This is a genomic window from Sphingobacterium paramultivorum (genome assembly GCF_014109745.1).
GTDB classification, from domain to species: Bacteria; Bacteroidota; Bacteroidia; order Sphingobacteriales; family Sphingobacteriaceae; genus Sphingobacterium; species Sphingobacterium paramultivorum.
This window is the reverse complement of record NZ_CP058555.1, coordinates 4,193,443-4,219,193: the sequence shown is the minus strand read 5'-3', so window position 1 is coordinate 4,219,193 and position 25,751 is coordinate 4,193,443. Positions and strand designations below refer to the sequence as shown.

The window sequence follows — 25,751 nt, the reverse complement described above, 5'->3', positions numbered from 1 at the left end:
TGTATTTTTAGACCAGTTTAAACCGAGGCAATCTGAACAGTATGGAAATAAATAAACTTGATAACGCGCCCTTTACGGCATATCAAAAACTTGTGGTGTTTTTATTGGCAATGACACAGTTTACGGTTGTACTCGATTTTATGGTGATGTCACCGATGGGGGATATCCTGATGAAAGCCATAGATCTCAAACCGGCTCAATTTGGTATTGCGGTTTCGGCCTACGCCTTTAGCGCGGGGGCTTCGGGCTTGCTGACTGCCGGGTTTGCCGATCGTTTTGACCGGAAGAAACTGTTGCTGTTTTTCTATACTGGATTTATCATCGGAACATTCTGCTGTAGTTTTGCCAACGATTACGGGACTTTGGTCGTTGCCCGAATCGTCACGGGATTGTTTGGCGGTGTTATTGGTTCAATTTCTATGGCTATTATTACCGATATCTTTACACTCCAACAGCGCGGACGTGTTATGGGTTTTGTCCAGATGGGCTTTGGTGCAAGTCAGGTTTTGGGTATTCCCATAGGATTATATATTGCAAACAATTGGGGCTGGCACAGCGCCTTTTTGTGGATTGCAGTGATGGCTTTGATTATTGTCGTTATCATAGCGGCCAAGCTCGTTCCTATTACAGCGCATATAGGCCTTCAGAAACATCAATCTGCGTTAAAACATCTTTGGTTGACTTTTTCACAGCGAGAGTATCGGATCGGCTTTATGGCAACAGCTTTGCTTTCGATCGGGGGATATATGATGATGCCGTTTGGAAGTGCTTTTGCAGTAAATAATCTAAAAGTAAGCCACGAACAGCTACCGATGTTGTTTATGATATCGGGTATCGCATCCTTGATTATTATGCCCATTGTAGGGAAATTGAGTGACCGTTACGATAAGTTTAAGATTTTCGCTTTCGCTTCCCTTTGGCTTATGGTCGTCGTATTTATCTATACGAACCTAGGTGTTACGCCATTTTATATCGTTGTTATCTTGAACATTTTGATGATGGCGGGCATTTTGAGCCGGATGACACCTTCTTCGGCTTTGATCACTGCTGTTCCGGAGATGAAAGATAGGGGCGCATTTATGAGTATCAGTTCATCATTACAACAGTTGGCTGGTGGAGTGGCAGCTTCAATGGCTGGTGTGATCATTGTCCAAGAAACAAAAGAAAGCCCCTTGGAGCATTACCCGACATTGGGGATGATTGTTATTCTACTTTCCATCGTGGGTATTTTTATGGTCTATCGGGTGAGTAATATGATCAGAAAACGACGCGCTGTTTCTTAAAACAAAATTGTCTTTATCGTTATTAGTTCTTAAAATATGAATTGCTAAAGAGAGATGGAATTATGGAAAAAATAGTTAGATATCCACATCCAAATGGAGAGATAACCGTCCTTTGGATACCTGAACGCTGTGTACATGCTGCAGTTTGTGTAAAGAGTCTGCCGAATGTGTATCATCCGAAAGATAAGCCCTGGGTCACGGCCCAAAATGCGAGTACGGCCGAATTGATTGAACAGATCAAGCACTGTCCTTCGGGAGCTCTTCAGTACGAATTAAAAAAATAATAACTGGTGTATTGTTTAGGCAAAAAAAAAGCATCATTTATAATTAAATGATGCTTTTTTTTGTTGGCGGTCTGGACGGGACTCGAACCCGCGACCCCATGCGTGACAGGCATGTATTCTAACCAGCTGAACTACCAGACCAACAATTGTGTTTTTAAAATTTTAGCGGTCTGGACGGGACTCGAACCCGCGACCCCATGCGTGACAGGCATGTATTCTAACCAGCTGAACTACCAGACCTAAAATCTTAAGGATTGTTTTTAATAATTTTTGGCGGTCTGGACGGGACTCGAACCCGCGACCCCATGCGTGACAGGCATGTATTCTAACCAGCTGAACTACCAGACCTAAAAATCTTAAAAACTTATTTTGTTAAAGAACGTATGAGATTTCTCTCTCTTTTGAAGCGGTCTGGACGGGACTCGAACCCGCGACCCCATGCGTGACAGGCATGTATTCTAACCAGCTGAACTACCAGACCTCAACCCTTCTCCTCAGAAGGTGTGCAAATATAGCGTTTGTTTACGTATCTGCAAAGATTTTTTGAAAAAAAACTAATCTACTTGGCCATCTTTCATCTTCTCTGCATTCTCAGCAAACTGCAATGCATCGATAATTCCTTGAATATCACCGTCCATAATTGCCGGTAAGTTGTACATCGTCATTCCAATACGGTGCTCCGTTACGCGACCTTGTGGGTAGTTATATGTACGAATTTTTGCCGAACGGTCTCCTGTAGAAACCAAAGTTTTTCTTTTTGCAGCGATGTCGCCGTTCTTTTTGTTCAACTCGAGCTCGTAAAGTTTGTTCCGCAACATCTCCATCGCTAACTCACGGTTGGCTAATTGGGAACGTTCTACCTGACAAACAACAACAATGCCACTTGGTTTATGCGTCAACTGTACTTTTGTTTCTACCTTGTTGACGTTTTGTCCACCAGCACCACCTGAACGGGATGTCTGTAATTCAATATCACCCGGATTGATCTCAACATCGACATCTTCAGCTTCAGGAAGAACTGCAACAGATGCCGCAGAAGTATGTACACGGCCCTGTGTCTCCGTGTCAGGAACACGTTGCACACGATGAACGCCTGATTCGTATTTCAATTGACCATAAGCATCATCGCCAATAACTTTTAAGATCACCTCCTTGTAACCGCCAGAAGTTCCTTCAGTAACGTCCATTACTTCGTTGCGCCAGCCTTTGGTTTCGAAATAACGTGTGTACATGCGGTAAAGGTCGCCCGCAAATAAGGCTGCTTCATCACCACCTGATCCACCACGAATTTCGATAATGGCATTTTTCGCATCTTCAGGATCCTTCGGAATAAGCATTAAGCGAATTTCTTCTTCTTTTTCTTCTTTTGCTACGTATAAAAGATCCAATTCCTCTTTTGCCATCTCACGAAGTTCTTGATCCTTCTCGTTCATGATGATGTCCTTATTGGTATCAATATTACTCACCATATTTCTGTAAATATGGTATTGGTCCACAATTTTGCCCAAATCTTTGTACTCTTTATTCAATTTGGCAAAACGTTTCATATCTTGCATGGTATCAGGGTTGCTCAATTCAGCTTCCACTTCTTCCCATCTTTCTTTTATCGCTTGTAATTTGTCTAACATATATCAAAAATGCTTCTTCTAGGAATGTATGACCTAGATTACTATTGAGTGTACAAAAGTAAGGAAATTTTGTTGCTTTTAAACAACCTAGCCTGCTATTAATGAGAGGAAACTGCTTTTAGTCCTACGATGGAAGCAATCAGCGTGAAAATAAAGAATATGCGCCAGAAATCTGCTGGCTCCTTAAAAAAGATGATCCCCATTAAAACAGTACCTACCGCACCTATTCCGGTCCAAACAGCATAAGCTGTGCCCAAGGGAAGTGTCTGTGTGGCTTTGATCAATAAGCCCATACTTGCAAATAGGAATACGACAAAGGCACCATACCAGAACCATTGCCCATTCCCGGTTGCATCTTTGGCTTTACCCAAACACGTGGTGAAACCAATTTCACATAATCCGCCCAATATTAAAAATATCCAGTTCATATTGTTTTCTATTTTTTGTTTTGGTACAAAGGTCCAGCTTTTGGCCGATAATAATTTTTACAAATGTTAAAAATTTGAGTGAATATTTGCGCGAATCCGGCTTAAGGTAACCTGACTGACGCCGAGATAGGAGGCGATGTAACCAAGTTTGATCCGTTGGATATATTGGGGGTACTTTTGAAGTAATTCAGCATAGCGCTCTTGGGCAGTATTAAAGAGCTTGGACATGGTTCGTTGTTCGGCCTTGATAAACTCAAGTTCAGCCATCTTTCTTCCCCAGTTTGCAATGGCAATATCACTTTCGTAGAGGTCAAAAAGTTGCTTTTGGTCTATCTGATAAACAACACTATCTTCCAAAAGGTCTATGTTTTCATAACCCGGGGTATCATGGACATAACTATTCATCGATATGAGTGTTCCGCCGGGTGAAACAAAATCCAGGGTAATCTGACGGTTGGCCGTCTCGTAGTAAACGCGGGCTAATCCTGAAGCCAGAAAATAGATGTCTTTTTGAATTTTGTCCTGTTCGATCAACAGGCTATTTCTTTTCGCCGTGATTTTCTTACTGACCTGCTCCAATTTTGCAGCACTTTCAGGCGTTAGAAAGTGATAACCATTCAGGCAATCGGATAAAGAAATTAGGATTTGCTCGCCCATTTTTCCAAACGTAAAGTTTCACCATCCCATACGGCATAGGTATGGTAATTGATCCATTCCCCTAAATTTAGAATACGGCTATTGGAGTTCAGCTCAACATCATAGGGAAGATGCCTATGGCCAAAGATATAATAGTCGTGATGTTGGGTTGACTCCAGTTCCTTTGCATAACCGATCAACCATTCTTTGTCTTCGCCCAGAAACTTTTCGTCCTCATTATTCGAAAGCCTGCTATGTTTGGACCAACGTGTCGCGATTCCGATTCCGAGATTTGGGTGCAACCGTGCAAATAACCATTGACAGAGACGGCTCCGAAATACTTTCTTGAGTATCTTGTATTTGTAATCTCCCGAACCTAAACCATCGCCGTGGTGAATGTAAAAATGTTTGCCGTTGAGTTGTAACTCCAGCTCATTGTCGATGATCCGTACATTTAATTCCTTTTTGAGGTAATCAAACATCCACATATCGTGGTTGCCTTTAAATAAAGTAATGGGAATGCCGAGATCTGCAATTTCGGCTAATTTACCCAAAAAGCGGATATAGCCTTTTGGAACAACAGTAGCATATTCAAACCAGAAATCAAAAATATCACCAACAAGATAGAGCTGTGCAGCATCTGTTTTGATCTGGTCCAGCCACTGTATAATTTGCAGCTCCCTTTCCCGTGAACGTTCCAAGGGGTAAGATCCAAGATGGAAGTCGGAGGCAAAATAAATTTTTGTTCTTGTTGACATGTGGCCAAAACTAAAAAAAATGGAGGCGAATACAAAATTCGCCTCCACAATATATTTTGCTATGATTTAGATAATTCGGTGATGAGCGCTTTTAGATATTCCGTAGCATCGGGATCAATGCGCTTCAAAGACTGCTGAAGTTGATCTGGATAAGCACTTTTTATTGCCATGATTGAACTTGCAATAACCATATAGGATTTGTCGGCTACAGCATTTAAAATTAGACTTTTGTATTTTTTATCTTTTGTCTGTGAAAGCTTTTGAATCGCAGAGGCACGGATAACAGATGCTTCGGATTTCTCTGCAAGTGTTAGGATGGTTTTTTCTGTTGACTTGCGAACCGCGGGATTGCTTAGATCGAGACCTTGAATCGCTGTTGCAGCAAGATCCGCATCGGTATCCGCCAATGCTTTTGTTAAGATTTGCTGGCTGATGGTATTTGTCGGATTTTTTGAGGCATAGACAATCGCACCGACGCGGTTGGCAAATGAAGGGGCGTGCTCATATTGATATAGATAGTCGCCATCTGATTTATCGATTTGAATTTGACCCACGAGTGTTTTTTCGGGATCAATATCAATAAATTCAACAGCAGCAGGTAATGGAATCATAAATTGAGCATTCCGCTTGTTGAGTTGAAAGGTCTGTCTGATCTTCCCATTTTTGGTGTAGATATCGACGGCCAAGGGAAGCTGGAAAGTCTGTACCGTAGAATCTTGAATTTGGGCTACATTTAGTACGACACTGTTCTCTCCGTTTCTTGTTGTGATCTTCAAAATTGGATGTCCGCCTTGGTAATACCATTGATTGAAGTACGGAGCCCAGTCTTTGCCGGTCACTTCTTCCATCGCTAGACGGAGCTGTTGTGGTTCACCGGTTTTAAAAGAATTGTCTGTCAAGTATTTTTTCAACGATTGATAGAACGCTTCATCACCCATTTGCTCTTTTAGGGCATAGAGAATCAATGAGCCTTTCGCATAGCTGATATTATCAAACATATCTTCTTTATCATGATAATGATAACGGGCTAAAGTCGGGCTTTTCCCATTTTTAGTCGATTTGAGATAGGACTGGAGTTTTTCAAATCTGGATTTATCTCCACGATCTTTACCGCCGTCGTGCTCACGCCAGATCACTTCGCCGAAAGTGGCGAAAGATTCATTCATGGTCAAATTGGACCAGGATTCTGCTGTGACCAAATCACCAAACCACTGGTGAAATAGTTCATGCGCAATCGTTCCTTCCTGATTATCGTCCAACAATTCGCGTTTTGTCTTTTGTACATGTTCGCCATGTAGTGTTGCACTTGTATTTTCCATGGCGCCTGAGACATAATCGCGACAGACGATCTGCGCATATTTATTCCAAGGGTAAGGAACACCCAATGTCTTGCTGTAGAAGTCCATCATCGCTGGTGTCTTACCGAAGATATCTTTGGCATAGGGCGCATATTTCGGTTCAAGATAGTAGTCAACGGGGATATTGTTGTATTTGTCCTGATAGATTTTAAAATCACCAACAGCCATCATAAATAGGTATGGGGCATGTGGTAAATCCATTTTCCAGGTATCTGTACGTGTGCCATCACTATTTTTCTGTTGATTGCTCAATGCACCGTTCGATAAACTTACATAATTGTCAAGAACGGTCATGGAGATTTCTGCTGTAGTCTTTTGGTTGGGGCGATCAATCGTCGGGAACCAGGCTGATGATGCTTCAGTCTCACCTTGTGTCCATATTTGACGAGGTTTGTTCGGCACGCGTTCATCAGAATTGATAAAATATAGTCCCTTAGCATCGTTAATCGCTGCGCTGCCCTGAACTTTTAATAAGTTGGGTTTTGCTGTGTAATCGAGGTATACCGTATATTGCTCCTTTGCAAGGTAATTACGGTCGAGCTTAATCAGTATCGAATGATCATCATAGGTATATTTTAAAGGAATCAATTGTGAGCCATTGACCAAAGAAACCTGTTTGATATCCATGCCTTTTGCATCGAGGCGAAGGGAGTCCGTTGGGTAGAAATGAGGTTTTAATGTAACCCACTCTTTTCCATTGAGGAATTGATTGGTATAGTCAAAATGTACATCGAGCTTGGTGTGGACAAGATCGTTGATCTTAGTAGGAGTGGCTCGATATTGTTGATCTATGGAAAGTTGTTGTGCTTCGCTTATTCCAATTTGAAGAATGGAAATTGACAAAGAAAGATATATGACTTTTTTTAACATTGTTGTAATATTTTCAAGATTTAAATAAATCTAAAGAAATTTCGGTTGCTATAAAAATATACCGCGAAGAAATATGTGTATAATGTTGTTGGATAGGTTGTTGTGAGTGAAAAAATGCAGGTGTATCGTATATTTTAAGATAAGAGATCGATAAATTTATTTATATTCAACTCAAATTGAATTTTCAGATGCTAAGTGAATAAAACTTAGGTTGGTTGAAACAAGTAGACGATTTTTTATGATAAACAAAAATTTTGGCCTTATTCTAATGATGATAGGTATGGCAGGTACGGCGACGACCGGTTATGGACAACAGTTGACATATCCGACGACAAATAAAGGGACTGTCGTGGATGAATTTTGGGGTGAAAAGATAGCAGATCCTTACCGCTGGCTGGAAGATGATCGTTCAGCTGAAACAAAAAGCTGGGTACAGGCGGAGAATAAAGTGACGTTTGACTATTTGAATGCAATTCCATTCCGTACAAAATTAAAAGATCAATTAACCGAAATATGGAATTATGAAAAGATAGGAACCCCGTTTAAGGAAGGCGAGTATACTTATTTTTTTAAGAATAATGGCTTGCAGCAACATGCTGTCCTTTACCGTAAACTAGGGGAGGGAGGAGCAGAAGAAGTTTTCTTGGACCCAAATACATTCTCGAAAGATGGATCGACTTCATTGGCCGATGTTTCGTTTTCAAAGGATGGGAGCTTAGTCGCCTATTCTATTTCTGAAGGGGGATCGGACTGGCGGAAAGTCATTGTACTGAATGCCAAAGATAAGTCGCCTGTGGGTGAAACATTAGTGGATATCAAATTCTCTGGTATTGCTTGGAAAGGAAACGATGGTTTTTATTACTCGAGTTACGATAAGCCGAAGGGATCTGAACTTTCTGAAAAAACAGACCAACATAAATTATACTACCATAAACTTAAAACAGCCCAATCTACAGATAAATTGGTTTTTGGCGGTGCTGCAACACCGAGACGTTATGTCGGTGCTTCATTAACAGACGATCAACGTTACCTGATTATTTCCGCTGCAAATACAACAACGGGAAATGAACTTTATTATCAGGATCTCCATCAGCCGAATAGCAAGATTGTCTGCCTACAAGATCATTTTGATGCCAATACAGGTGTCGTTGACAATATTGGGGATAGTTTCTTATTGGAGACGAACTACAAGGCTGCCAACAACCGTTTGGTAAAAGTTGATTTGAAGAATCCTGCGAAGGAAAACTGGAAAGATGTTATTCCAGAAACTGAAAATGTACTTTCGATCAGTACAGGTGGGGGCTATCTTTTTGCAAACTATTTGAAAGATGCCGTTTCGGTTGTGATTCAATATGATTATACAGGTAAAAAGATTCGGCAAATAGAATTGCCTGGTGTGGGTACGGCGAGTGGCTTTTCGGGTAAGAAAAAGGAAAAAGAAATCTATTTTGGTTTTTCAAATTACATTACACCTTCTTCAAGTTATAAGTTTGACGTAAATTCTGGTCAGTCTACACTTTATATCAAACCTAAGGTGAAATTTGATTCCGATCAGTATGAATCGAAACAGGTTTTCTACACATCCAAAGATGGTACTAAGGTTCCGATGATTATTACGTACAAAAAGGGGATTGTCTTGAATGGGAAAAACCCGACGATTGTGTATGGTTATGGCGGCTTTAATATCAGCTTGACACCTGCCTTTAGTACTTCCGTTGCGGTTTGGTTGGCAAATGGTGGTATTTATGCTGTTCCGAATTTGCGCGGAGGTGGTGAGTATGGTCAGAAATGGCATGATGGCGGTAGACAGTTCAATAAATTGAATGTGTTTAACGATTTTATTGCCGCGGCACATTATCTTCAGGAGAATGGTTATACATCACCCGAGTATACTGCTTTATCGGGGGGATCCAATGGTGGCTTGCTCGTTGGGGCAACAATGACAATAGATCCCAAAGTAGCCAAGGTCGCACTGCCTGAGGTTGGTGTTTTGGACATGTTGCGTTATCATACCTTCACAGCTGGTGCAGGTTGGTCCTATGATTATGGTACGGTCAGTGATAGCAAAGAAATGTTTGATTATCTGAAAGCATATTCTCCGGTGCATAATGTGAAATCTGGAGTTTGTTACCCCGCAACGATGGTCTTTACCGGAGATCATGATGATCGGGTGGTACCGGCGCACTCCTACAAGTTTGCTTCCGAACTGCAGGCAAAACAAGCGTGTGATAACCCAGTATTGATTCGTATTGAAACAAAAGCTGGCCACGGCGCTGGACGGTCAACAGAAGTTCTGATCAATAGTACAGTTGATAAATATGCTTTCGCGCTCTGGAATATGGGGGTTAAAGAATTAAAATAAGTAGACAGTTTTCCAATGCTCAAAGCATTATCTGTTGGTTCAAAGCACTGTCTGTAGAGCAATGAATAAAAAAGCCGCGATCAAGTTATTGACCGCGGCTTTTTTATTCATCGACGATTAGAATATCTTCTTATTGCCAAGTCTTTTCACCTTTTTTCATTTTTTGTAAGGTCGCTACATATTCTTCTTTTTGGGTAGCATCTGTGATCAGTGAAATCGCTTTTTCTTGCGTTTTAATTGCTTTTTCTTTTTCTCCAAGGCGATACAATATGTTTGCAAAAGTGTCTAGATACATCGGCGCATCTTTTTCTTTCTCATTGGACAATTTACTCCATTCCGCTGCTGCTTTTAAACAGGCAGGATCATTGCAGTTTTCAAAAATAGACCAAGCCATGTTGTTCAATTCCGCTGCTGTGATGGTCGACCCATATTTTGCAATATATTTATTGAAGCTATCTCTTAAGCCCGGGTAATTTTTGGTATAACCGTAATAACGTGGTTGCATTTCGAGACTTGCTTTTTCTGTATTGACAGTTGGATATTTTTGCGCCAATTCTTTTTCTATGCTTGCGAAATCAACCGTTTCCTTTGCACGGATTTTGGTATTTACGGCGTTGCTAACCAACAGCTGGGACAAGAAGTCATTTGCTTTTACTTTTTCACTAACGGCGTCAAATTTAGCAGGGTTATCTTTGATTAAATTAAAAGCCTTAGAATCGACAACATTCGCCGCCGAAAGTAATAAACTGATATTCTCCTTTGTAAAGATTTGATCGGTAGTCAAGGACGCTAATACGACTCCTTCCGCTTTTGCCTGTGTCTCTTCATCATAAGCTTCTTTGGCTGCCATAGCCATACTTTTGGCAATGTTTACATTAGTTGGGTCGGCATTAAATTTTGCTAATAGCGTTTCATATTGTGTATTTGGATCAAGTGATTTTTGTGCTTTCGCTATAAAATCGTCCGCTTCACCGCCACCAACGATACGATGCACAAGGGTACCTTTTGAATCAAAGATCAGAAAAGTTGGGTATGCCCTAACTTTATAATCTTTGGCAAAACGGTCGGCCTCTTCGTACCATGATTTTATATCTTCATTGTCATTCTTGGTTTTATCCATCTGAATTTTTGCATTGATAAACTTCGCATTGAAGAAATCACCTACTTTAGCTTGTGGGAAGATGGTACTCGACATATATTTACAAGGGCCACACCAGGTTGTAAAACAGTCTACAAAAATGAATTTGTTTTCTTTAGCCGCTTTTTCCTTAATCTGACTCCAGTTGAGCCTATGCTCAAATTTGACCCCCTCGCTTTGCGCAAATAGTAGGGTAGGAATTAGAAATAGCATTAAAATCAATTTTTTCATAATGTCGGTATTTTAGATTTTTAATTTAATCGTTCACATTGGTCGGGATAAGGTTAGTTCTCCCAAGTTTTTATTCCTTTCATCATTTTGTCCAGTGTTTCTTGATAGATAGGACGATCGTCCTCACTGGCCATTTCAATAGCTTTGTTTTGCCACTTTATGGCTTTTTCTTTTTCTCCTTTCTTATAGAGTAGGTTTGCATAGGTATCCAAGAATGCACTGCTTGGATCTTCAATGATGGATTTCTTGCTCCAGCTTAACGCGGATTCAATACATGCAGCATCACTGCTATTGTTAAAAATAGTCCAGGCAAAGGTATTTAATTGGTGTGGAGTAAAATCTTCTGACGAAAGGTAATCATTGATGGTATTCTTCATGGCTATATAATTCTTCACCTGAAGGTAATAGTGTGCTTTTATCTTCTTGAACATCGGGACGAAATCGATGTCTGGATATTTTGCAGCAAGTTCATTTTGATAACTATCCCAGTTGGGTTCATGTTTGGCATCTATTTTAATCTGAAATAATTCGTTGACGACAACATTTGCCAGTGTGCGGTTGGCAATACCTGGTGACTCTAATAGAATATCAATTTTCTCTTTATTGTTGCGAATAAGATTGAAAGCTTTTGAATTGGTGAATTTGGCAGCCGCCAATAAAATATGGACATTTTCTTTTTTGAATAACTCATCCGTGCCCAACGAATTTGCTAAAGTATTTTCTGCCTTTCGTGCTGTATTTTCATCGTAAGCGATATTCGCTGCTTTCAGCATCTGCTTGGCTGTATAAATATCTTGAGGTCTTTTCTCGAATTTTTTTAACAGCGTGTAATACTGTGTTTCGGGATATAGTCCATCCATCACATGACCGACAAATTCGGGAGCATCACTTGCACCGACAATTCGGTGTACCACTTGCCCATTGGGATTAAAGATAAGAAATGTGGGAAAGGATTGAATATTGTATTCATTGGAAATAGCACGCGCATCGGCATACCATTTTTTGACATTGGCATTGTCGGACTCTGTGGAATCCATTTGTACCCTGACACTAATGAAGTTCTGATTAATTGGCTGCCCCACCTGCTCTAAGGGAAAGATCTCATTGCTCATATATTGGCAAGGGCCACACCAGGTTGCAAATAGCTCTACAAAGATAAACTTGTTCTCAGCTTGTGCCCGCTCCTTTATTTGCTTCCAACTCAACCCTTCTACAAATTTCACCCCCTTAGTCTGGGCCTGAGCCAAATTCCCGAATAAAATTGTAAGACATAACGCGATTATACTTCTCATACTCACTCAACAAAAGATTCATAATTATGTTTAAGTTATTAAATTAATCTGAAAACAAAAACACCTCTGAAGTATTAATTTCAGAGGTGTTTTCGTGGACGGATAAATCGCTTATTTGATATTTATCTTCGATTTTAAATCTTTTGTTAGACCGTCTTTATGTAACATCAAAGAAGTTGTTTTATAACGTACAAATTCTTTTGATGCATATAAATAACCATGATAGTCATTTGTTGTGCCCCAAGAGTTTTTAACGATGTAATACTCTTTTCCGTTTTGATCTTTTACAAGACCTACAATATGCATACCGTGGTCATCTGTAGTTTGCCAGTTGTCGAAAGCTTTTTGTCTTTCTTCCGCTGTTACTTTTAACTCTGGTTTAGGACCAACAAACATCGTTGACTTTTCCTGATCTGTCATTTCCTCGAAAGGTTTTTCTGGTACATAAGCTACACCATTTTTCCAAGAGAACCCTTTTTCTGATACGTCAGTTGCCCAAGCTACAGTATAACCCTTTTGTAAAGCATTGTCGATGATGTCCGTTAAATCGTTCATCTTAACATTATAGAAACGGTCGAATGACCAGTTGTCAGGAATCAACAATACGAATTGGCTGTAGTATGGATGGTCACTTACCGAAGCAATACCTACGTAATCATCCGGATTGATACCGATTACCTGATCTGCAAAAGTGCGTGGTGTATAGGATTTACCGTTGTAATCAAATTTCTCAGGTACTTCCCCAAGATAAGAATCCATCGCTGCGGTATATGCTTTCTCCCAGTTTGGAGTTAATGTTTTGCCTTTTACTACTGCTCCTAACATCGCATCCAACATATTTGTCATTTCACCAAAGTTGTTACGTGTAGTACCGTAGTGAAGACCTGTGTAAGCAGATTGCGGCATTGTACCGTATTTACGGAATGAGTTCAAAACATCATGGAATTGACCACCTTCACCCAATGACAATCCACCATGAAGGCGAACATAAGTACGTGCTTTATCTAAGTACGTATTGCGCGCAGTATATATTTGGGAGATCTCAACTGGTTTTTTACCCATACGGATCATCTCTGACTCCAGGAAAGAATTACCTGAATAAGACCAACAAGTGCCTGATGAACCTTGGTTTTTGATGGATGTGTTACCTAAATTGATAACTTCAGTAAATGTAAATCCAGATTTGCTATTGTCATTTTGATTTGCTTTTAGTGCATTGATCAAATTGTCTTGTGCTTGTACTTGGAATGAAGCTGCGAAAAGTGAAGCAGCTAGTACAATAGTTTTATTCCAATTCATTGTTAGTATTTTGTTAATTTAGTGTGGTGCTAAATTAAATAAATTAAATTTAGTAAGGTAAATTCCTCTGTAAAATAATTGTTCTTAAAAATCTACTATTTTTTTGCTAATCTTTTGTTGGAGAATAGGATATGTAAGAAGCGATAACACAAAACACCATGGTCAGAAATTTTTTCTGACCATGGTGTTTTGTGTCGTTTATAATTTAGCGCTGATTACCGGTGTTTCTTGTCGAACAATGACCACCGGTAGGTTGTCAATAATCGCTTAATCAGCCGGTGAAGGCTTTTTTGGAAAAAGCAGCGAAGCAATGATACTCAACGCAAGTATGCCGACAATAACGATCAACGAATGTGTTGTTGTAAAACCTACTTCGGCCAACCAGTGATGCAGCAGCATCTTTAAACCAATGAAGACCAGCAAAAATGCTAAACCGACTTTGAGGTATTGGAATTTGTGGATAATATTGACCAAAAGGAAGAACATAGACCGCAATCCAAGTATGGCAAAAATATTGGAGAAAAATACAACATAGGCATCTTTGGTAACCGAGAAAATTGCAGGGATAGAATCCACAGCAAAAATCAAATCCGTAAATTCTATGACCAGTAATACAAGAAATAGTGGCGTCATATATTTCACTCCGTTCTCTACATGGAAGAAGTGCCCGCCATCTAATTTTGGTGTTACCTTAAAGTATCTGGAAGCGAATTTAACAACTGGGTGGTTTTGTGGATCTACTTCTTCTTCCTGGTTACGGTTGATAAACATTTTTACCCCTGTAAAGACCAAAAAAGCACCAAAAACATATAGAATCCAGCCGAACTTAGCAATCAGGGTAGCGCCAAGGAAAATAAATAAGAAACGCATAATGATTGCGCCCAAAATTCCCCATACCAAAACTTTATGGTAATAGCGCTCCGGAATCCCAAAAGATGTAAATAATAATACCATCACAAAGATATTATCTACGGATAGGGCATATTCCACAACGTAACCGGTGAGATATTCCAGACCAAGATTTTTGTTGTAGAGCTCGAGACTCGCCGCTAAATCACCCGGAATGATTTTAATATCATGGTGGTGTTTGGTAATGATTTCCTGAAGGTGGTCCAAGTCATGGATGTTGTGTAGTTCAAATCCATAGTGACGAAGAAGCCAATAGAAACCCAATGAGAATAAGACCCAGATGGCGCTCATGATGCTAGCCATCTTTAGGCTAACAGGCTTGTCGCCTTTGGAGAATAAGCCTAGATCTATTGCGAGCATAAGTGCAATAAAGATGAGGAATCCGCCAAAAAACATTAATTCGTGACTCATTTTATTTTTTTCTTTCTGTTGTATATTTTACCAGCTGCTCCAACCCCGCTTTGTATTCACTGTCGGGAAAGTCTTCCAAAATCCGGAAAGCGTCTTGTTGGTATTCCAGCATCTTATTTGTAGCGTATTCGAGCCCTCCGCTCTGGCGGACAAAGGCAATGACTTCGGCCACTTTGTGCGTATCTTCATTATGGTTTTTAATCAAATTAATGATTCTACGCTTTTCACTTGAAGTCACTTGATTCAAGGCATAGATTAGCGGTAAGGTCATTTTCTTCTCTTTGATATCATTGCCGAGCGGTTTGCCGACATCATCTAACCCAAAGTCGAATAAATCGTCCTTGATTTGAAATGCAATTCCGATTTTTTCACCAAATTGATGGAGCTTATCTATTGTTTCCTGATCTGCATTGGAAGAAGCCGATCCACAGGCACAGCAAGAGGCAATCAGCGAAGCTGTTTTCTTCCGTATGACCTCAAAATAAATAGATTCTTCGATATCCAGTTTACGGGCCTTCTCGATTTGAAGCAATTCACCTTCGCTCATCTGATCCACAGCTTCCGATACAATTTTTAACAAGTGATAATCCTGATGTTTTACAGAAAGGAGTAGGCCTCTAGACAGCAGAAAATCACCCACCAAAACAGCGATTTTATTTTTCCATAATGCATTGATGGAGAAAAAACCTCTGCGTTCGTAGGAATTGTCCACTACATCATCATGTACGAGTGAGGCGGTATGCAACAATTCTACAAGAGCAGCTCCTCGGTAGGTGGACTCATTAATTCCGTTGCAGATACCAGCAGAAAAGAACACAAACATAGGCCGCATTTGTTTGCCTTTACGTTTGATCAGGTATTGTGTAATACGATCCAACAAGGGGACGGAGCTTTTCATTGAAGCTTTGAATTTTTTTTCAAAAGCCTCAAGTTCGTGGGCAATAGGGCGTTGGATCTCTCTTAATTTTGACATGAATTGGGGTGAAATACCAAAATAGTTAAAGCTTAAAGATAGTGATTTTGTTACAACTCTTCGACTGCTTTCTCAAGATTTTTGTACCATTCTTCACCATAGGTGCGGATGAGAGGATCCTTTAAAAATTTAAATACAGGCACCTTTAATTCTTTGCCAAATGAGCATGCATCTTTACAGATATGCCAACGGTCATAGTGAAGTACGTCGAATTCGGGATAATGTGTTGTCCTGATAGGATAGAGGTGACACGAAACGGGTTTGCGCCAATGGACCTCACCAAGTTCGTACGCCTTTTCGATAGCACATTTTGTAATTCCATTTTCCCAGGTCACATAGGCACATTCTTTATTTCCATCGACACAGGTGGTGGTTAGATCGCCATCAACATCGACAACATACTTCCCTTGCCCTTCAATCGCTTCAATGCCTTTCTCGGTCATATAGGGCTTTACTTTGGGATAAATTTCCTCCAATATAGCCTTTTCACTCTCCAATAAAGGGGCGCCTGAATCGCCTTCAATACAACAGATTCCTTTACATTTTGATAAATTACACACAAAGTCATTGTTGATTAGATCTTCGTGTACCAATACATTTCCTACTTCAATCATTCTAATTATTTTGAGTAGCTTGCTTTTTGTCCCAATTTGTATTTTAATCCACTGGCTTCGAGTAATTCTAATGTTACCGAGCCGATGAGAATATCTACATTGGCTTTGACCGGAATACGGTTGCCATCGTTGGTTACCCACAGATAAAGCTTGCTATTTTTTTTAAAGATACGTCCCGGTTTAATCTCAGGACTGAATTTGAGACATTCTAATGTGCCTAATTCCGTTTTTATTTTTTCTATTCCAATATATTGTATGCCTAAGGTGGCAATCTCATCATTCAAAAAATAAGTCAGCTTAAAAGATTCTCCTGGTTTAACAGTCGACAGATCTAAATTACGGGCGAAATAATAGGAAGAAAGCAAGTCGAAAGTCTGATCTACCTTCGAGTTGAAAGTCCCTTTATTGCCTATAACACTATTTGTCTCCTGGTTGAAGCGCACCTTATCATTCCGTCTATATCCACCTTCACGAATGTTCTCTGTATAATAATACGGTAAAAATGTTTTGCTGTTGATATACGAGTTGTATTCATTTTTTACGGTATATATCGCAAAGGCGCCAGCTGTTTTGCCGGCAGCGTATAGATGAAAGGAAGGGTTTCCAGCTCCGTCCTTGGTATCCTCAACGGTTAATGTCCCCGTAGCGGCTGAAATAAAGCCATAACGGAGTTTATATTTTAATTTCTCACCACCTTTAAATGCCGATTCTTTTAAATGCGGTAAATCTTGAGCGAAAGCAGTACTTACGATAACGGATAAGTAAAGGAGCAAAGTCGATATAAGTTTCATGTACGTAAGTTTACGAAATTTGTTTGAAAAAGAAATGTTAATTTCATTCAAATAAATTTAACTTTTGGAGTTAATGAGACGTTCATGGACGATGACTTATACTTATTTCTGAGCTGATTTATTTAGGCTGTGTCCGCTTAAATACCGGGACTGTAGAACAGGGTTCACCGTACATAATACTTTTTGCCACCTTACTTAGTTTTACTGTAAACTGTACAAATGTAGACTCTGGAATAAAAGTATCGCCACAACCTTTCACAACGACACGTTGATCCCGAAATTGTTCCATGTCAATCTGTTCAATTGCCGCAGCATACTGAATACGCAATAACTCTTCTGAATCCCCAAAAATAACTGTCGTTGCATAGGGCTCCAATTTGTTGGCCAATAACATATAAGCCCAAGTCGGGACAATGGCATCGGCAGTGCACGTAATGGCGACATGTTTACCCGCGTATTGCGACCAGTCGTGTGTCTTAATGAATTCGCGGAAGTCCTTTTCTTTAAGAATCAAGCCATGGAAGAGATTATCCTTAATATCATATACTACATTGTCTGCTTTAGGATGGTAGTTGGCCAAGTCAACTGTGACTAACCCACTTTGCGCAACTTTGTTGACAATATTTGTTTGAATATCCATATTTACATCAAAAAAAAGCCGGACGATAATTCGTCCGGCTACAAATTTACTTAAAAATCTTTTAAAAGAATTTCACTCTATTGTCAATGATTTCAGCTTTGTCTTGTAATGCGCGGAAAATAGATCCCCAAGCACGTTGTGCTTTAGCTGCAAGCATTTGTTTCTTTTGTCCGTTGATATCCGAAATAGCGGCAGGATTGGTAAAACCATTCACTTGTACAACATATACACCTGTATTACCTTCAATAGCTTTGGAAGGTTTGTTTGGCTGTAGTCCAAAAACAGTACCAACTACCTTGTTTTCTAATGCAACACCAGGGATAACTGGATTTGCGAAGACAACATTTTCAACGTGAATAGCTGCTTTACCGACTTTTTGTGCAACTTGATCAATAGAAGATGTACCTGCTAAAGCCTTGTCAAATTTATCTTTCAAGATTTTAGCTTTAACCATATTTCTTACTGCAGGTTCAATATCTTTCTTAACAGCATCCAAGGAAAGGGTTCCTTTAGGCTGTATGTCGACTAGGCTTGCTAAGATATAAGAGGTTTCAGTCTCAAATACTTTATCTGAAATTTCACCTTTTTTAGCTTCGAAAGCCCATTTGATTAAATCACGTGGAGCTTCGGCGCCATCTAGTACATTGTCCATCGCTGTTACGCGTGAGGCTGTTTTTGCTTCTAGACCAAGTTTTTTCGCTTCTTGAGCAAAGTTCTGAGCTGTAGCTGCAGATAAGAATGCTGTTGCTTTACTATGCGCATTGTTCAACGTTTCTTTTCCACTGTTGATCACTTTGTCAATGATGGCAACTTTAGCATATTTTGAACTACCTGATTGTTTCTCTATTTTAATGACATGGACACCATATTGTGATTTTACAACTTTGATATCGCCTGTTTTACTTTCGAAGATGGCTGTCTCAAGATCTGGAGCCATACGGCCTCTTGTTAAAGTACCCAACTCTCCACCATTGGTTTTGCTCTCTGGATCTTTGCTGAATTGAACTGCCAATGCTGCGAAATTGTCTCCTTTTTGAATCAATCCTTTGATAGAATCTGCTTTCGCTAATGCTTTATCCATTCCACCTTCGGCAGCAGGATCCAATAGGATGTGTGATGCTTTCACAGAGTCAGGGCTTACGATCGTCGAAACAACTTTCGCGATTTCAAACGCATTGTTGTTTAAGAAAGGTCCAACTGTTGTTCCGGCTGCCACATTGAATACAACTGAATCCAAAGAAGGACTCAACTGTCCTTTTTTTACATAAGTAAACGGAAATTTGTTGTCTGAATTGATCGAAGCAAATAAAGAGTCATCTTTGGCAACGATTAAATCTTGTTTCAATTTATTGATCGTCTCTTTTACGGCCAATGAATCTTTCGCAAGAGGTTTTGCATCCACCATTACGTATTGAATCGCACGTGTTTCCTCTTGTGTTTTGAACATACTTTTATGCTCATTATAATATTCTTGGTAATCTGCATCAGTCAATTTAGCGTCAGCATCTTTAACAGAAGCGTAATCTAAAAGAATGTATTTGAAGTCTGCTAGTTTATTACGCTCTTGGTATTCTTCGTTTGCTTCCAAAGAAGTAACATATACGCTATTGGAAAGCAATTCGCCATATTTGCTGCTTAAACGCTCATCTCTAACGCCTTCCAGTAGTGCTTCCCATTGATCAGCCACTTGTTGGTTGCCTGATGTGTTCATTTGGCTAATAAAAGCACGAAGTTGACTCGGGTCAAATTGTCCTGTTTGTGGGTTGGTGAAGGCTTGAACGATTTGAGGCGAAGGGTTGTTGCCTTGTACTAAATCATTTAATTCGTCTTTACCGACAGTCAAACCTATTTTTTCAATTTCCTTTTTCAAGATCTCTCTTGACAAAAATTGATTCCATACTTGTTGAACAGCGTAGGTCCGCATTTGAGGGGTAACTGCACCGCCCATTTGTTGTTTGAACATTTCCTCTGTTTGTTCAACTTGCTTACTGAACGCAGGATATTCAATTTCAGTTCCGTTGACTTCCCCTACACGATTTTGATGTCTCGCCCAAAAAGGAGCTCCTCCTCGAACGACATCGCCTAGTAAAAATGCTAAAATTGCGATAGCCATAGCCGCGGTCAAGATGACGCCAGCTTTGTTACGCAAAAAGCCCATTAATCCCATAGTCTGCTTATTGTGTTTATATTGTGTAAATACTTGTATTTCGTTAATTTATGCATAGCATAGCAAAATGCGGTGCAAGATACAATTTTTATAAAAAAAAACGGAATATTTTCCTGAATGTAGCAAAACAAATTTGAAAACTATTTGTATAAAGCGGAGTTTTTTGTTCTCTTTTAGTTCAAACGATTCGTTTTGAGTAACTTAATCGTATAAATAAACTGGCTGAAGCCATCCTGTCAGATCCATACCGGCTGTTAAACTAAACCTGAATCCGGTTTATGGCCTGTACATAGCTATTTACCTAGCGAGGGGAATAGGTTATTGTTGGTAACGATGGTATAGCCGGTTGCGTTAGCAATATTGACATGTTTAAAATCCTTGTCCGAAGTAAATGATGAACCTTGTAAGTTGCCGCGATTATCTCGAAAGAATGCCGTAATGGGAACATGATTATAAAAGGTCATGTTGCTGTTGCTATCGGCTTTACTTTCGTCATAGATGATCTCTTCTGTTTTGATGATAGAACCGTCGGCCATCGTTACCACCACATTTTTTGTAAAGGTGGTCGTCTTTTCTTTTTCCCTTCGAATGGCGTGGTCGGAAGTGATTCGCTGAGTTTCCTTTAAATTGTCGTCATAAAAGATGATTTTTATGCTTTTTGGAAATTCGTATACTTCGGTGCTATCGTGTTTGATACGCATTTCGGGCGCTGTGAGATTCGCTTTCACCCGTGTGGAATCGCTATAGATAATATCGACATGACGTGAAATGTCGACCGCCTCTTCCTTTTTCATGTTGGCAAGGCGATCCACCTCTTTGAGATCCGGTTCGCAAGAGGTCAATGAGAGCGCCCCTAGTAAAGATAATATTACTAGGGGCGATATATTTTGGAATATGGATGAAGCAAATGCCTTGCGTACCATCGTATTAATTAATCTAAAGGAGGTTTTCTAAACCAGCGGTCATTTAGGGTAAAGCCGATATTAAAGTTAATATAACGCTCACGTAGGAGGCTATTGCTGATTTTGCCCATTTGGCCAAATTCTGCAGAGAAATTTATTTTAGAGAAGGCCCCTGAAAATTGATTTCTTGCCAATGGCAAGCCTACGCCTACAGTAACCGCCATATCGTTGATATTCTGGTCGCTTAAGAAATATTGCGTTTTATTATACCTGAAACCAACTCTATAGTCTACTTGGTTCAAATATTTAAGCGAAGTAACATCTGGTGTAATCTGACCTCCAATGGCTACGCCATAATTCTTCCTTAGTTCGTTTTCACCCGCTCTTGTCTGAAATCTTGACCAATCGGCATATTTAAAATCGGCTCCTATTAACCAGCGGTTATTACGTGCAAGGGTAATACCTACGTTATGTCTCAACGGAAGCGTCAAATGCCTGCTGCTACGGTCTGAAACATAGGTACTATCCAAAGGAATATTTTGGTTGTCTGGATCCGTTGAAGGTGTAACTCTTGTATTAAAAATTGTTGCTCTTTCTTTGACGTCATTATTTAGCGATCCTGAATAACCAACGATCAACGAATATTCTCTATTTAAAGGTTGTTCGTATTGCAGGCCATAATCAAAGATAATCCCTTGGATTTCACGTTTATTTTGTTGTTGCGTATTTAATGCTCCGGATGTAGGTAAAAACTCTACACGGCTATAATCATTTAAAGTTCCAAATAGATAAGACATATTGGCACCAATACTCAGACCTTTTACAATGCGTACCCCCCAACCGGCATAGGCTTTAGTTAAACCACCCTCTCCCGTGAAAACTTTCGTATAGGGATCAGAATTTACTGTTCCAGCTGAAGATGTCCGATAGCCTATATCTGAGTAGGGAAGGATACCCAAGCTGATACCACCAAATCGTTTCATTGGGAAAGTCATGGTAATGTGGCTAAAGGCAAAGTCCGCGGTATTATCGGATCTGGTCGTCGAATTCAACTGCGTGTAATTCCCATATAAACCAGCATCAAAGGTTGTAAACTGTGTTGCAGAATAAGATGCAGGATTGCTTGGGTTGGTATTGTATACGCCATTGATTCTCCGGACAGCGGTATTGACACCTCCCATCCCTCTATATTGTGGCAATAAATCTTCACGCATCTGACCAAGTCCAAATTGAGAATAAGGTGATGCGGATGTCGTTTTTTGTGCAAATGCGGTAGTAGAACTAGCTAAAATTCCACCTGCTAACAACAGTTGGAGTGATTTATTTCTTAGAGAGCTTGTAAAGCGTTTCTGCATGGTCAATCTATAAAATTGAGAAACTAATGTTTATTTAGTTTTAGTGAAATTTTCGAGTTATCTGACTCTTATATTAAATGTTCTTTGCTTTTAATCGCATACAAAACTATTCAATTTTTGCGAGCTTGTTAAGCCGATTTTGTTAAAAAAGGTTAAACACCTATTGTACAACGGCTTAGAAAAACTGAAAGTAGATTATGGTAAGTGTTATGATGGCGTATACGACTTCAAAAAACCATTTCTTTTTGGCATAAGTGAAATAATAAGCCATATAAATAGCGATAGAAGGGGCACAAAGTAAAAAATGGGCCTCCGTTAGTTTTTTATTCCAATAAAAAGAGACGATCGCTAGGCATAACATAAAAAACAACAGTTGAAATGACTTGCGAATATGCACGACACTTTTGAAAAAATTGTCTTTCAATACCAAAAGGAAAAGTATTAACGTAAAGATTACCGGGACGAGTACCAGATAATCGACTAATTGAATGCGAATTGCAGTAGGGAATTTGTAGGTAAATGGCAGCCAAATGGTATAAAATTGCTCCATTTTACCCATCCATAGATAGATAACCGCTAAGATGAAATAGACTGTTGCTAGGCCAAGTAAAGGGGTGATCCACTCACGCCAATTGAAGGGTCTAAAAATGAGTAGGCCTATCCACAATAAGAAGAACATACTCAGAAACGGGAAGTAGATCAGACTTCCTATACCTACAATCATACCGAGATCAAACATTTCGGCTTTAACATCTGTCTGCCGATAGAGGGAGAGCAACTTGCTTAACATCCATATCGAAATAAAATTACAGATCAGGGTCGGAGACAGTACCAAAAATGGTAAAAACAAGCTGGCCAATGTCATGTACATCAAAGCAACCAAGAAACTGGGTTTGCCCAGCAGGTTAAAATGGCTTGTGATGCGATTGAGTATCGTTGCCTGAGAAATCGTCAAGATGAGTGTGATAAAAACATTGGTCGAAGGAGAGAGGTTGATTAAGTTATTCTCTCCCAAAAGATTCCCCAAGGCAGGTTCAAAGATTACAGAATCAAGTTTGTCCGGAAGGTGAAGAAATATGCCTAAACATAAAACAAAACCCACGAGGGATAGAAATAAAATATTGATGGGTGAATAATTTCTAAACTGACTTATAATCATTGTATGCGATCAATAAAATGCTATTTATTCTTTTTTTCCAATTTACTGATACGGCGATCGAGCAAGAAAAGGAAGAAAGCCAAACCTAAAAAAATGACCAACATGACCAATACAACAACGTAGATCTTACCTTCGCTACGCAATCCAGTCGCCATCTCGACATCATCTTGTGCAAATGTGCTCAAAGTCGATAAGAGTAGTAAGGCGATTGACAATGTTATTTTTTTCATTTGTTTAAAATATTATTCGTGTCGTTTTCATTGTTATACATGATTCGATACACGCTATTTGATTTATGTAATATCCTGTTTTTTTATTGATTGGGCTTTACCCGATTTCTCTATTTTAGAAATGAAGGGTCGTATTAGCCGTTCAATTCTATGCGTTCAAATCTTTCTTTTCGAGCAAACGTACTCTATAGCGGAGTGAACAGATCCAAGCTGCAATCATTGGCCAGCCAATCATCGCTGCATAAAATGTAGGACGCAGCTCGCTGCTCATTTTTAAATCGCCAAAGGCGGCGTTCCCACCACTTCCGGGGTGAAGAGAGTCTGTCATCTTCGGTAGAATATAAAGTAGCACGACGATAATTGGAAATGCAAAGATATTGTACACCGCCGATATTTTGGCTCTTTTTTGCTCTTCTTCCAGCGCATTACGGAGTACCAGATAGGCCAGATACATAAGTGTTGCTATTGCAGAGCCATTAAGCTTCGGATCGTTTGGCCAGGGTTCTCCCCAGGTGATGTTTGCCCAAAGCATGCCTGTCGCAAGTCCAAGAAAACAAAATGTTATTCCAGTATTGACAGCTTCAATGGCCATTAAATCATACTCCTGTTTGCCCGTATTGAGGTATTTAATACTGTAAATAACGGAAACCAAGTACATAACGAACATGGCAGACCACATTGGGACATGAAAATAAACATTTCGTATGCTTTCGTGAAGGATGAATAGACGGGGAACAGGTCCTAAAAGACCATTGATAATGACCGCACAGATAATCATTACCGCTAATATTTTCCACCATTTTTTTCTCATGGATAAATTGAATTTAGTTTGTTCTCAATTCTGACATTTAATCTCGCCAAAGGTACGGAAATAACAACAAAGAAATAGTGATGGTGATTACATTAATTGCAAGTAATACGATTATTTCTTTGCTGCTGGAAGCCCTTTCTAGGCCTTCTATTGCATTGCGAGACAGCTTGATTAATACGATCAACAGCGGGATAATGGCGGGGAAACTCAAGATGGCCATTAGAGTGCTATTGTTGCCCGCTTTGGAGCTGATCCCGGAGATCATGGTAAAAACAGTAGCAAAACTAATGCTGCCCAAGATGACCGAAATGAAGTAAAGCGTTGGATCACCGACAGGGTTTCTGAATATTGTCGAATAGACAAAATAGGCAATGATGGCCAGCAGGCTCATCATCATTATATTGTAAATGACTTTCGCTAAAATGATTGCTCTGGGATCGACCAGTGAATAATAGTAAAGTTGCCGGTTTGGGTTTTCTTGGACGAAGCTTTTGTTGATTGCATTGATCGAAGCGAAGAGCATAATGATCCAGAATAATGCATTCCAAGTAGCCGTATCAACTGATTTGAACGCTTGATAGCAGACGAAAACAGTTGATACGACATATAGTAGAATTCCGTTAATAGCATATTTTGAACGCCATTCCAGAATGATGTCTTTAAGAATTAAAGTTTTTACCTGTTGCAGCAAAGTCATATGCAGCAAAGATACAAATGTATTTTGACCACGAGAGTGACCAAAACCATCAATTCTTAAAAAAGCTGTTTTTTTACTTATGCGTTAGAAATTTTGGACTTTGCAGCATCAGTTGTATTGTCGATTTTGCTTGCCAAATTTTGAGCGGCATTATTGGCGTGGTCCAAAGCTTCTCTGCCGGCTTCTTTTGCTTTGTTTTTCAATGCATCTGCATCATCTGAAGCTCTGCTGAACGCTGCTTGTGCCTTTGATTTCAAATGGTCTAGTTCAGCCGAAGCTCTGTTAGCTAGTTTTTGCGCCTTTTTAGCTTCTTTTTTTGAAAGATCTTTCAATGACTTAGTTAAGCTTTTAATGCCATCATTTGCACGATCTAATTGTTTTTTTCCATCATCAGTTCCTAAAAGATACCATGCAGCAGCTCCCGCAGCTAATCCTACCAAAGCAAATGCCACTAATCCATTTTTGCTATTTTTCATAATTCTTCTATTTTGTTATATATTCAAATGATAATCAAGTATGATACCA

24 protein-coding genes and 4 tRNA genes are annotated in these 25,751 nt (G+C 39.7%); 3 read left to right on the top strand and 25 right to left on the bottom strand.

Annotated features, from left to right (window positions below):
* The first annotated feature begins 41 nt into the window (after positions 1-41).
* Both HS960_RS17655 and HS960_RS17650 read left to right on the top strand, forming a co-directional pair.
* Positions 42-1,283: an MFS transporter gene (locus HS960_RS17655; protein ID WP_182330270.1), complete on the top strand. Its 1,242-nt coding sequence runs from the start codon at positions 42-44 to the stop codon at positions 1,281-1,283.
* 62 nt (positions 1,284-1,345) lie between these two features.
* Entirely contained in the window at positions 1,346-1,567 is a 222-nt protein-coding gene (locus tag HS960_RS17650) for a (4Fe-4S)-binding protein (RefSeq protein WP_088160155.1), read from the top strand.
* Between the two features lie 64 nt (positions 1,568-1,631).
* Here HS960_RS17650 and HS960_RS17645 read toward each other — a convergent pair.
* From HS960_RS17645 to HS960_RS17605, 9 genes are all read right to left on the bottom strand, one after another.
* Positions 1,632-1,708: transfer RNA gene (locus tag HS960_RS17645), tRNA-Asp, on the bottom strand.
* Between the two features lie 25 nt (positions 1,709-1,733).
* A tRNA-Asp gene (locus HS960_RS17640) sits at positions 1,734-1,807 on the bottom strand.
* A gap of 31 nt (positions 1,808-1,838) precedes the next feature.
* Positions 1,839-1,915 (bottom strand) — tRNA-Asp (locus HS960_RS17635).
* A 59-nt stretch (positions 1,916-1,974) separates the two neighbouring features.
* Positions 1,975-2,048, bottom strand: a tRNA-Asp gene (locus HS960_RS17630).
* A gap of 73 nt (positions 2,049-2,121) precedes the next feature.
* Entirely contained in the window at positions 2,122-3,195 is a 1,074-nt protein-coding gene (gene prfA, locus HS960_RS17625) for a peptide chain release factor 1 (protein WP_153847503.1), read from the bottom strand.
* A gap of 98 nt (positions 3,196-3,293) precedes the next feature.
* The gene (locus HS960_RS17620) at positions 3,294-3,623 is read right to left on the bottom strand and encodes a DMT family transporter (protein ID WP_153847502.1); all 330 of its coding nucleotides are present in this window, start codon (positions 3,621-3,623) and stop codon (positions 3,294-3,296) included.
* A 66-nt stretch (positions 3,624-3,689) separates the two neighbouring features.
* A complete protein-coding gene (locus HS960_RS17615; protein ID WP_120333600.1) occupies positions 3,690-4,280 on the bottom strand; it encodes a Crp/Fnr family transcriptional regulator in 591 nt (196 codons plus the stop codon).
* A complete protein-coding gene (locus HS960_RS17610; RefSeq protein WP_120333599.1) occupies positions 4,262-5,017 on the bottom strand; it encodes a UDP-2,3-diacylglucosamine diphosphatase in 756 nt (251 codons plus the stop codon). Before HS960_RS17610 ends, HS960_RS17615 begins: the two co-directional genes overlap by 19 nt.
* Before the next feature lie 59 nt (positions 5,018-5,076).
* Positions 5,077-7,245, bottom strand: a complete 2,169-nt coding sequence (locus HS960_RS17605) for a M1 family aminopeptidase (RefSeq protein ID WP_182330268.1) — start codon at positions 7,243-7,245, stop codon at positions 5,077-5,079.
* Between the two features lie 238 nt (positions 7,246-7,483).
* On the opposite strand from HS960_RS17605, the gene HS960_RS17600 reads away from it, so the two are divergent.
* The gene (locus HS960_RS17600) at positions 7,484-9,607 is read left to right on the top strand and encodes a prolyl oligopeptidase family serine peptidase (protein WP_182330266.1); all 2,124 of its coding nucleotides are present in this window, start codon (positions 7,484-7,486) and stop codon (positions 9,605-9,607) included.
* Positions 9,608-9,737: 130 nt separating this feature from the next.
* Here the strand turns inward: HS960_RS17600 and HS960_RS17595 are convergent, their stop codons facing one another.
* The 16 genes from HS960_RS17595 to HS960_RS17520 form a co-directional block, all read right to left on the bottom strand.
* On the bottom strand, positions 9,738-10,976 hold the full coding sequence (locus HS960_RS17595; RefSeq protein ID WP_182330264.1) for a thioredoxin family protein: 1,239 nt from the start codon (positions 10,974-10,976) through the stop codon (positions 9,738-9,740).
* Between the two features lie 53 nt (positions 10,977-11,029).
* A complete protein-coding gene (locus HS960_RS17590; protein ID WP_153847498.1) occupies positions 11,030-12,268 on the bottom strand; it encodes a thioredoxin family protein in 1,239 nt (412 codons plus the stop codon).
* A gap of 111 nt (positions 12,269-12,379) precedes the next feature.
* Positions 12,380-13,567, bottom strand: a complete 1,188-nt coding sequence (locus tag HS960_RS17585; protein WP_153847497.1) for a C1 family peptidase — start codon at positions 13,565-13,567, stop codon at positions 12,380-12,382.
* 267 nt (positions 13,568-13,834) lie between these two features.
* Positions 13,835-14,887, bottom strand: coding sequence for a TerC family protein (locus tag HS960_RS17580; RefSeq protein WP_153847496.1), 1,053 nt, complete (start codon positions 14,885-14,887; stop codon positions 13,835-13,837).
* Position 14,888: 1 nt separating this feature from the next.
* Positions 14,889-15,860, bottom strand: a complete 972-nt coding sequence (locus HS960_RS17575; RefSeq protein ID WP_182330262.1) for a polyprenyl synthetase family protein — start codon at positions 15,858-15,860, stop codon at positions 14,889-14,891.
* 50 nt (positions 15,861-15,910) lie between these two features.
* Complete coding sequence (locus HS960_RS17570) at positions 15,911-16,474, bottom strand: DUF3109 family protein (RefSeq protein ID WP_182330260.1); 564 nt, start codon at positions 16,472-16,474, stop codon at positions 15,911-15,913.
* A 5-nt stretch (positions 16,475-16,479) separates the two neighbouring features.
* The gene (locus HS960_RS17565) at positions 16,480-17,265 is read right to left on the bottom strand and encodes a DUF3108 domain-containing protein (protein WP_182330258.1); all 786 of its coding nucleotides are present in this window, start codon (positions 17,263-17,265) and stop codon (positions 16,480-16,482) included.
* A gap of 118 nt (positions 17,266-17,383) precedes the next feature.
* On the bottom strand, positions 17,384-17,905 hold the full coding sequence (locus tag HS960_RS17560; RefSeq protein ID WP_075990973.1) for a DUF2480 family protein: 522 nt from the start codon (positions 17,903-17,905) through the stop codon (positions 17,384-17,386).
* Between the two features lie 61 nt (positions 17,906-17,966).
* Positions 17,967-20,072, bottom strand: coding sequence for a peptidylprolyl isomerase (locus HS960_RS17555; RefSeq protein WP_182330256.1), 2,106 nt, complete (start codon positions 20,070-20,072; stop codon positions 17,967-17,969).
* A 293-nt stretch (positions 20,073-20,365) separates the two neighbouring features.
* Positions 20,366-20,995 (bottom strand): LPS export ABC transporter periplasmic protein LptC, encoded by a 630-nt coding sequence (lptC, locus tag HS960_RS17550; RefSeq protein WP_182330253.1) that lies wholly within the window; start codon positions 20,993-20,995, stop codon positions 20,366-20,368.
* Between the two features lie 8 nt (positions 20,996-21,003).
* Positions 21,004-22,329, bottom strand: a complete 1,326-nt coding sequence (locus HS960_RS17545; protein ID WP_182330251.1) for a hypothetical protein — start codon at positions 22,327-22,329, stop codon at positions 21,004-21,006.
* A gap of 175 nt (positions 22,330-22,504) precedes the next feature.
* Positions 22,505-23,488, bottom strand: a complete 984-nt coding sequence (locus tag HS960_RS17540) for a DUF6427 family protein (protein WP_153847490.1) — start codon at positions 23,486-23,488, stop codon at positions 22,505-22,507.
* Between the two features lie 20 nt (positions 23,489-23,508).
* On the bottom strand, positions 23,509-23,718 hold the full coding sequence (locus HS960_RS17535) for a CcmD family protein (RefSeq protein WP_046672332.1): 210 nt from the start codon (positions 23,716-23,718) through the stop codon (positions 23,509-23,511).
* 148 nt (positions 23,719-23,866) lie between these two features.
* Complete coding sequence (gene ccsA / locus HS960_RS17530; protein WP_153847489.1) at positions 23,867-24,529, bottom strand: cytochrome c biogenesis protein; 663 nt, start codon at positions 24,527-24,529, stop codon at positions 23,867-23,869.
* Positions 24,530-24,566: 37 nt separating this feature from the next.
* Positions 24,567-25,226 (bottom strand): heme exporter protein CcmB, encoded by a 660-nt coding sequence (locus HS960_RS17525; protein ID WP_182330249.1) that lies wholly within the window; start codon positions 25,224-25,226, stop codon positions 24,567-24,569.
* A 77-nt stretch (positions 25,227-25,303) separates the two neighbouring features.
* Positions 25,304-25,702 carry a hypothetical protein gene (locus tag HS960_RS17520; protein WP_075990980.1) on the bottom strand — a complete coding sequence of 133 codons (399 nt, stop codon included), beginning with the start codon at positions 25,700-25,702 and terminating at the stop codon, positions 25,304-25,306.
* Between the last annotated feature and the right edge of the window lie 49 nt (positions 25,703-25,751).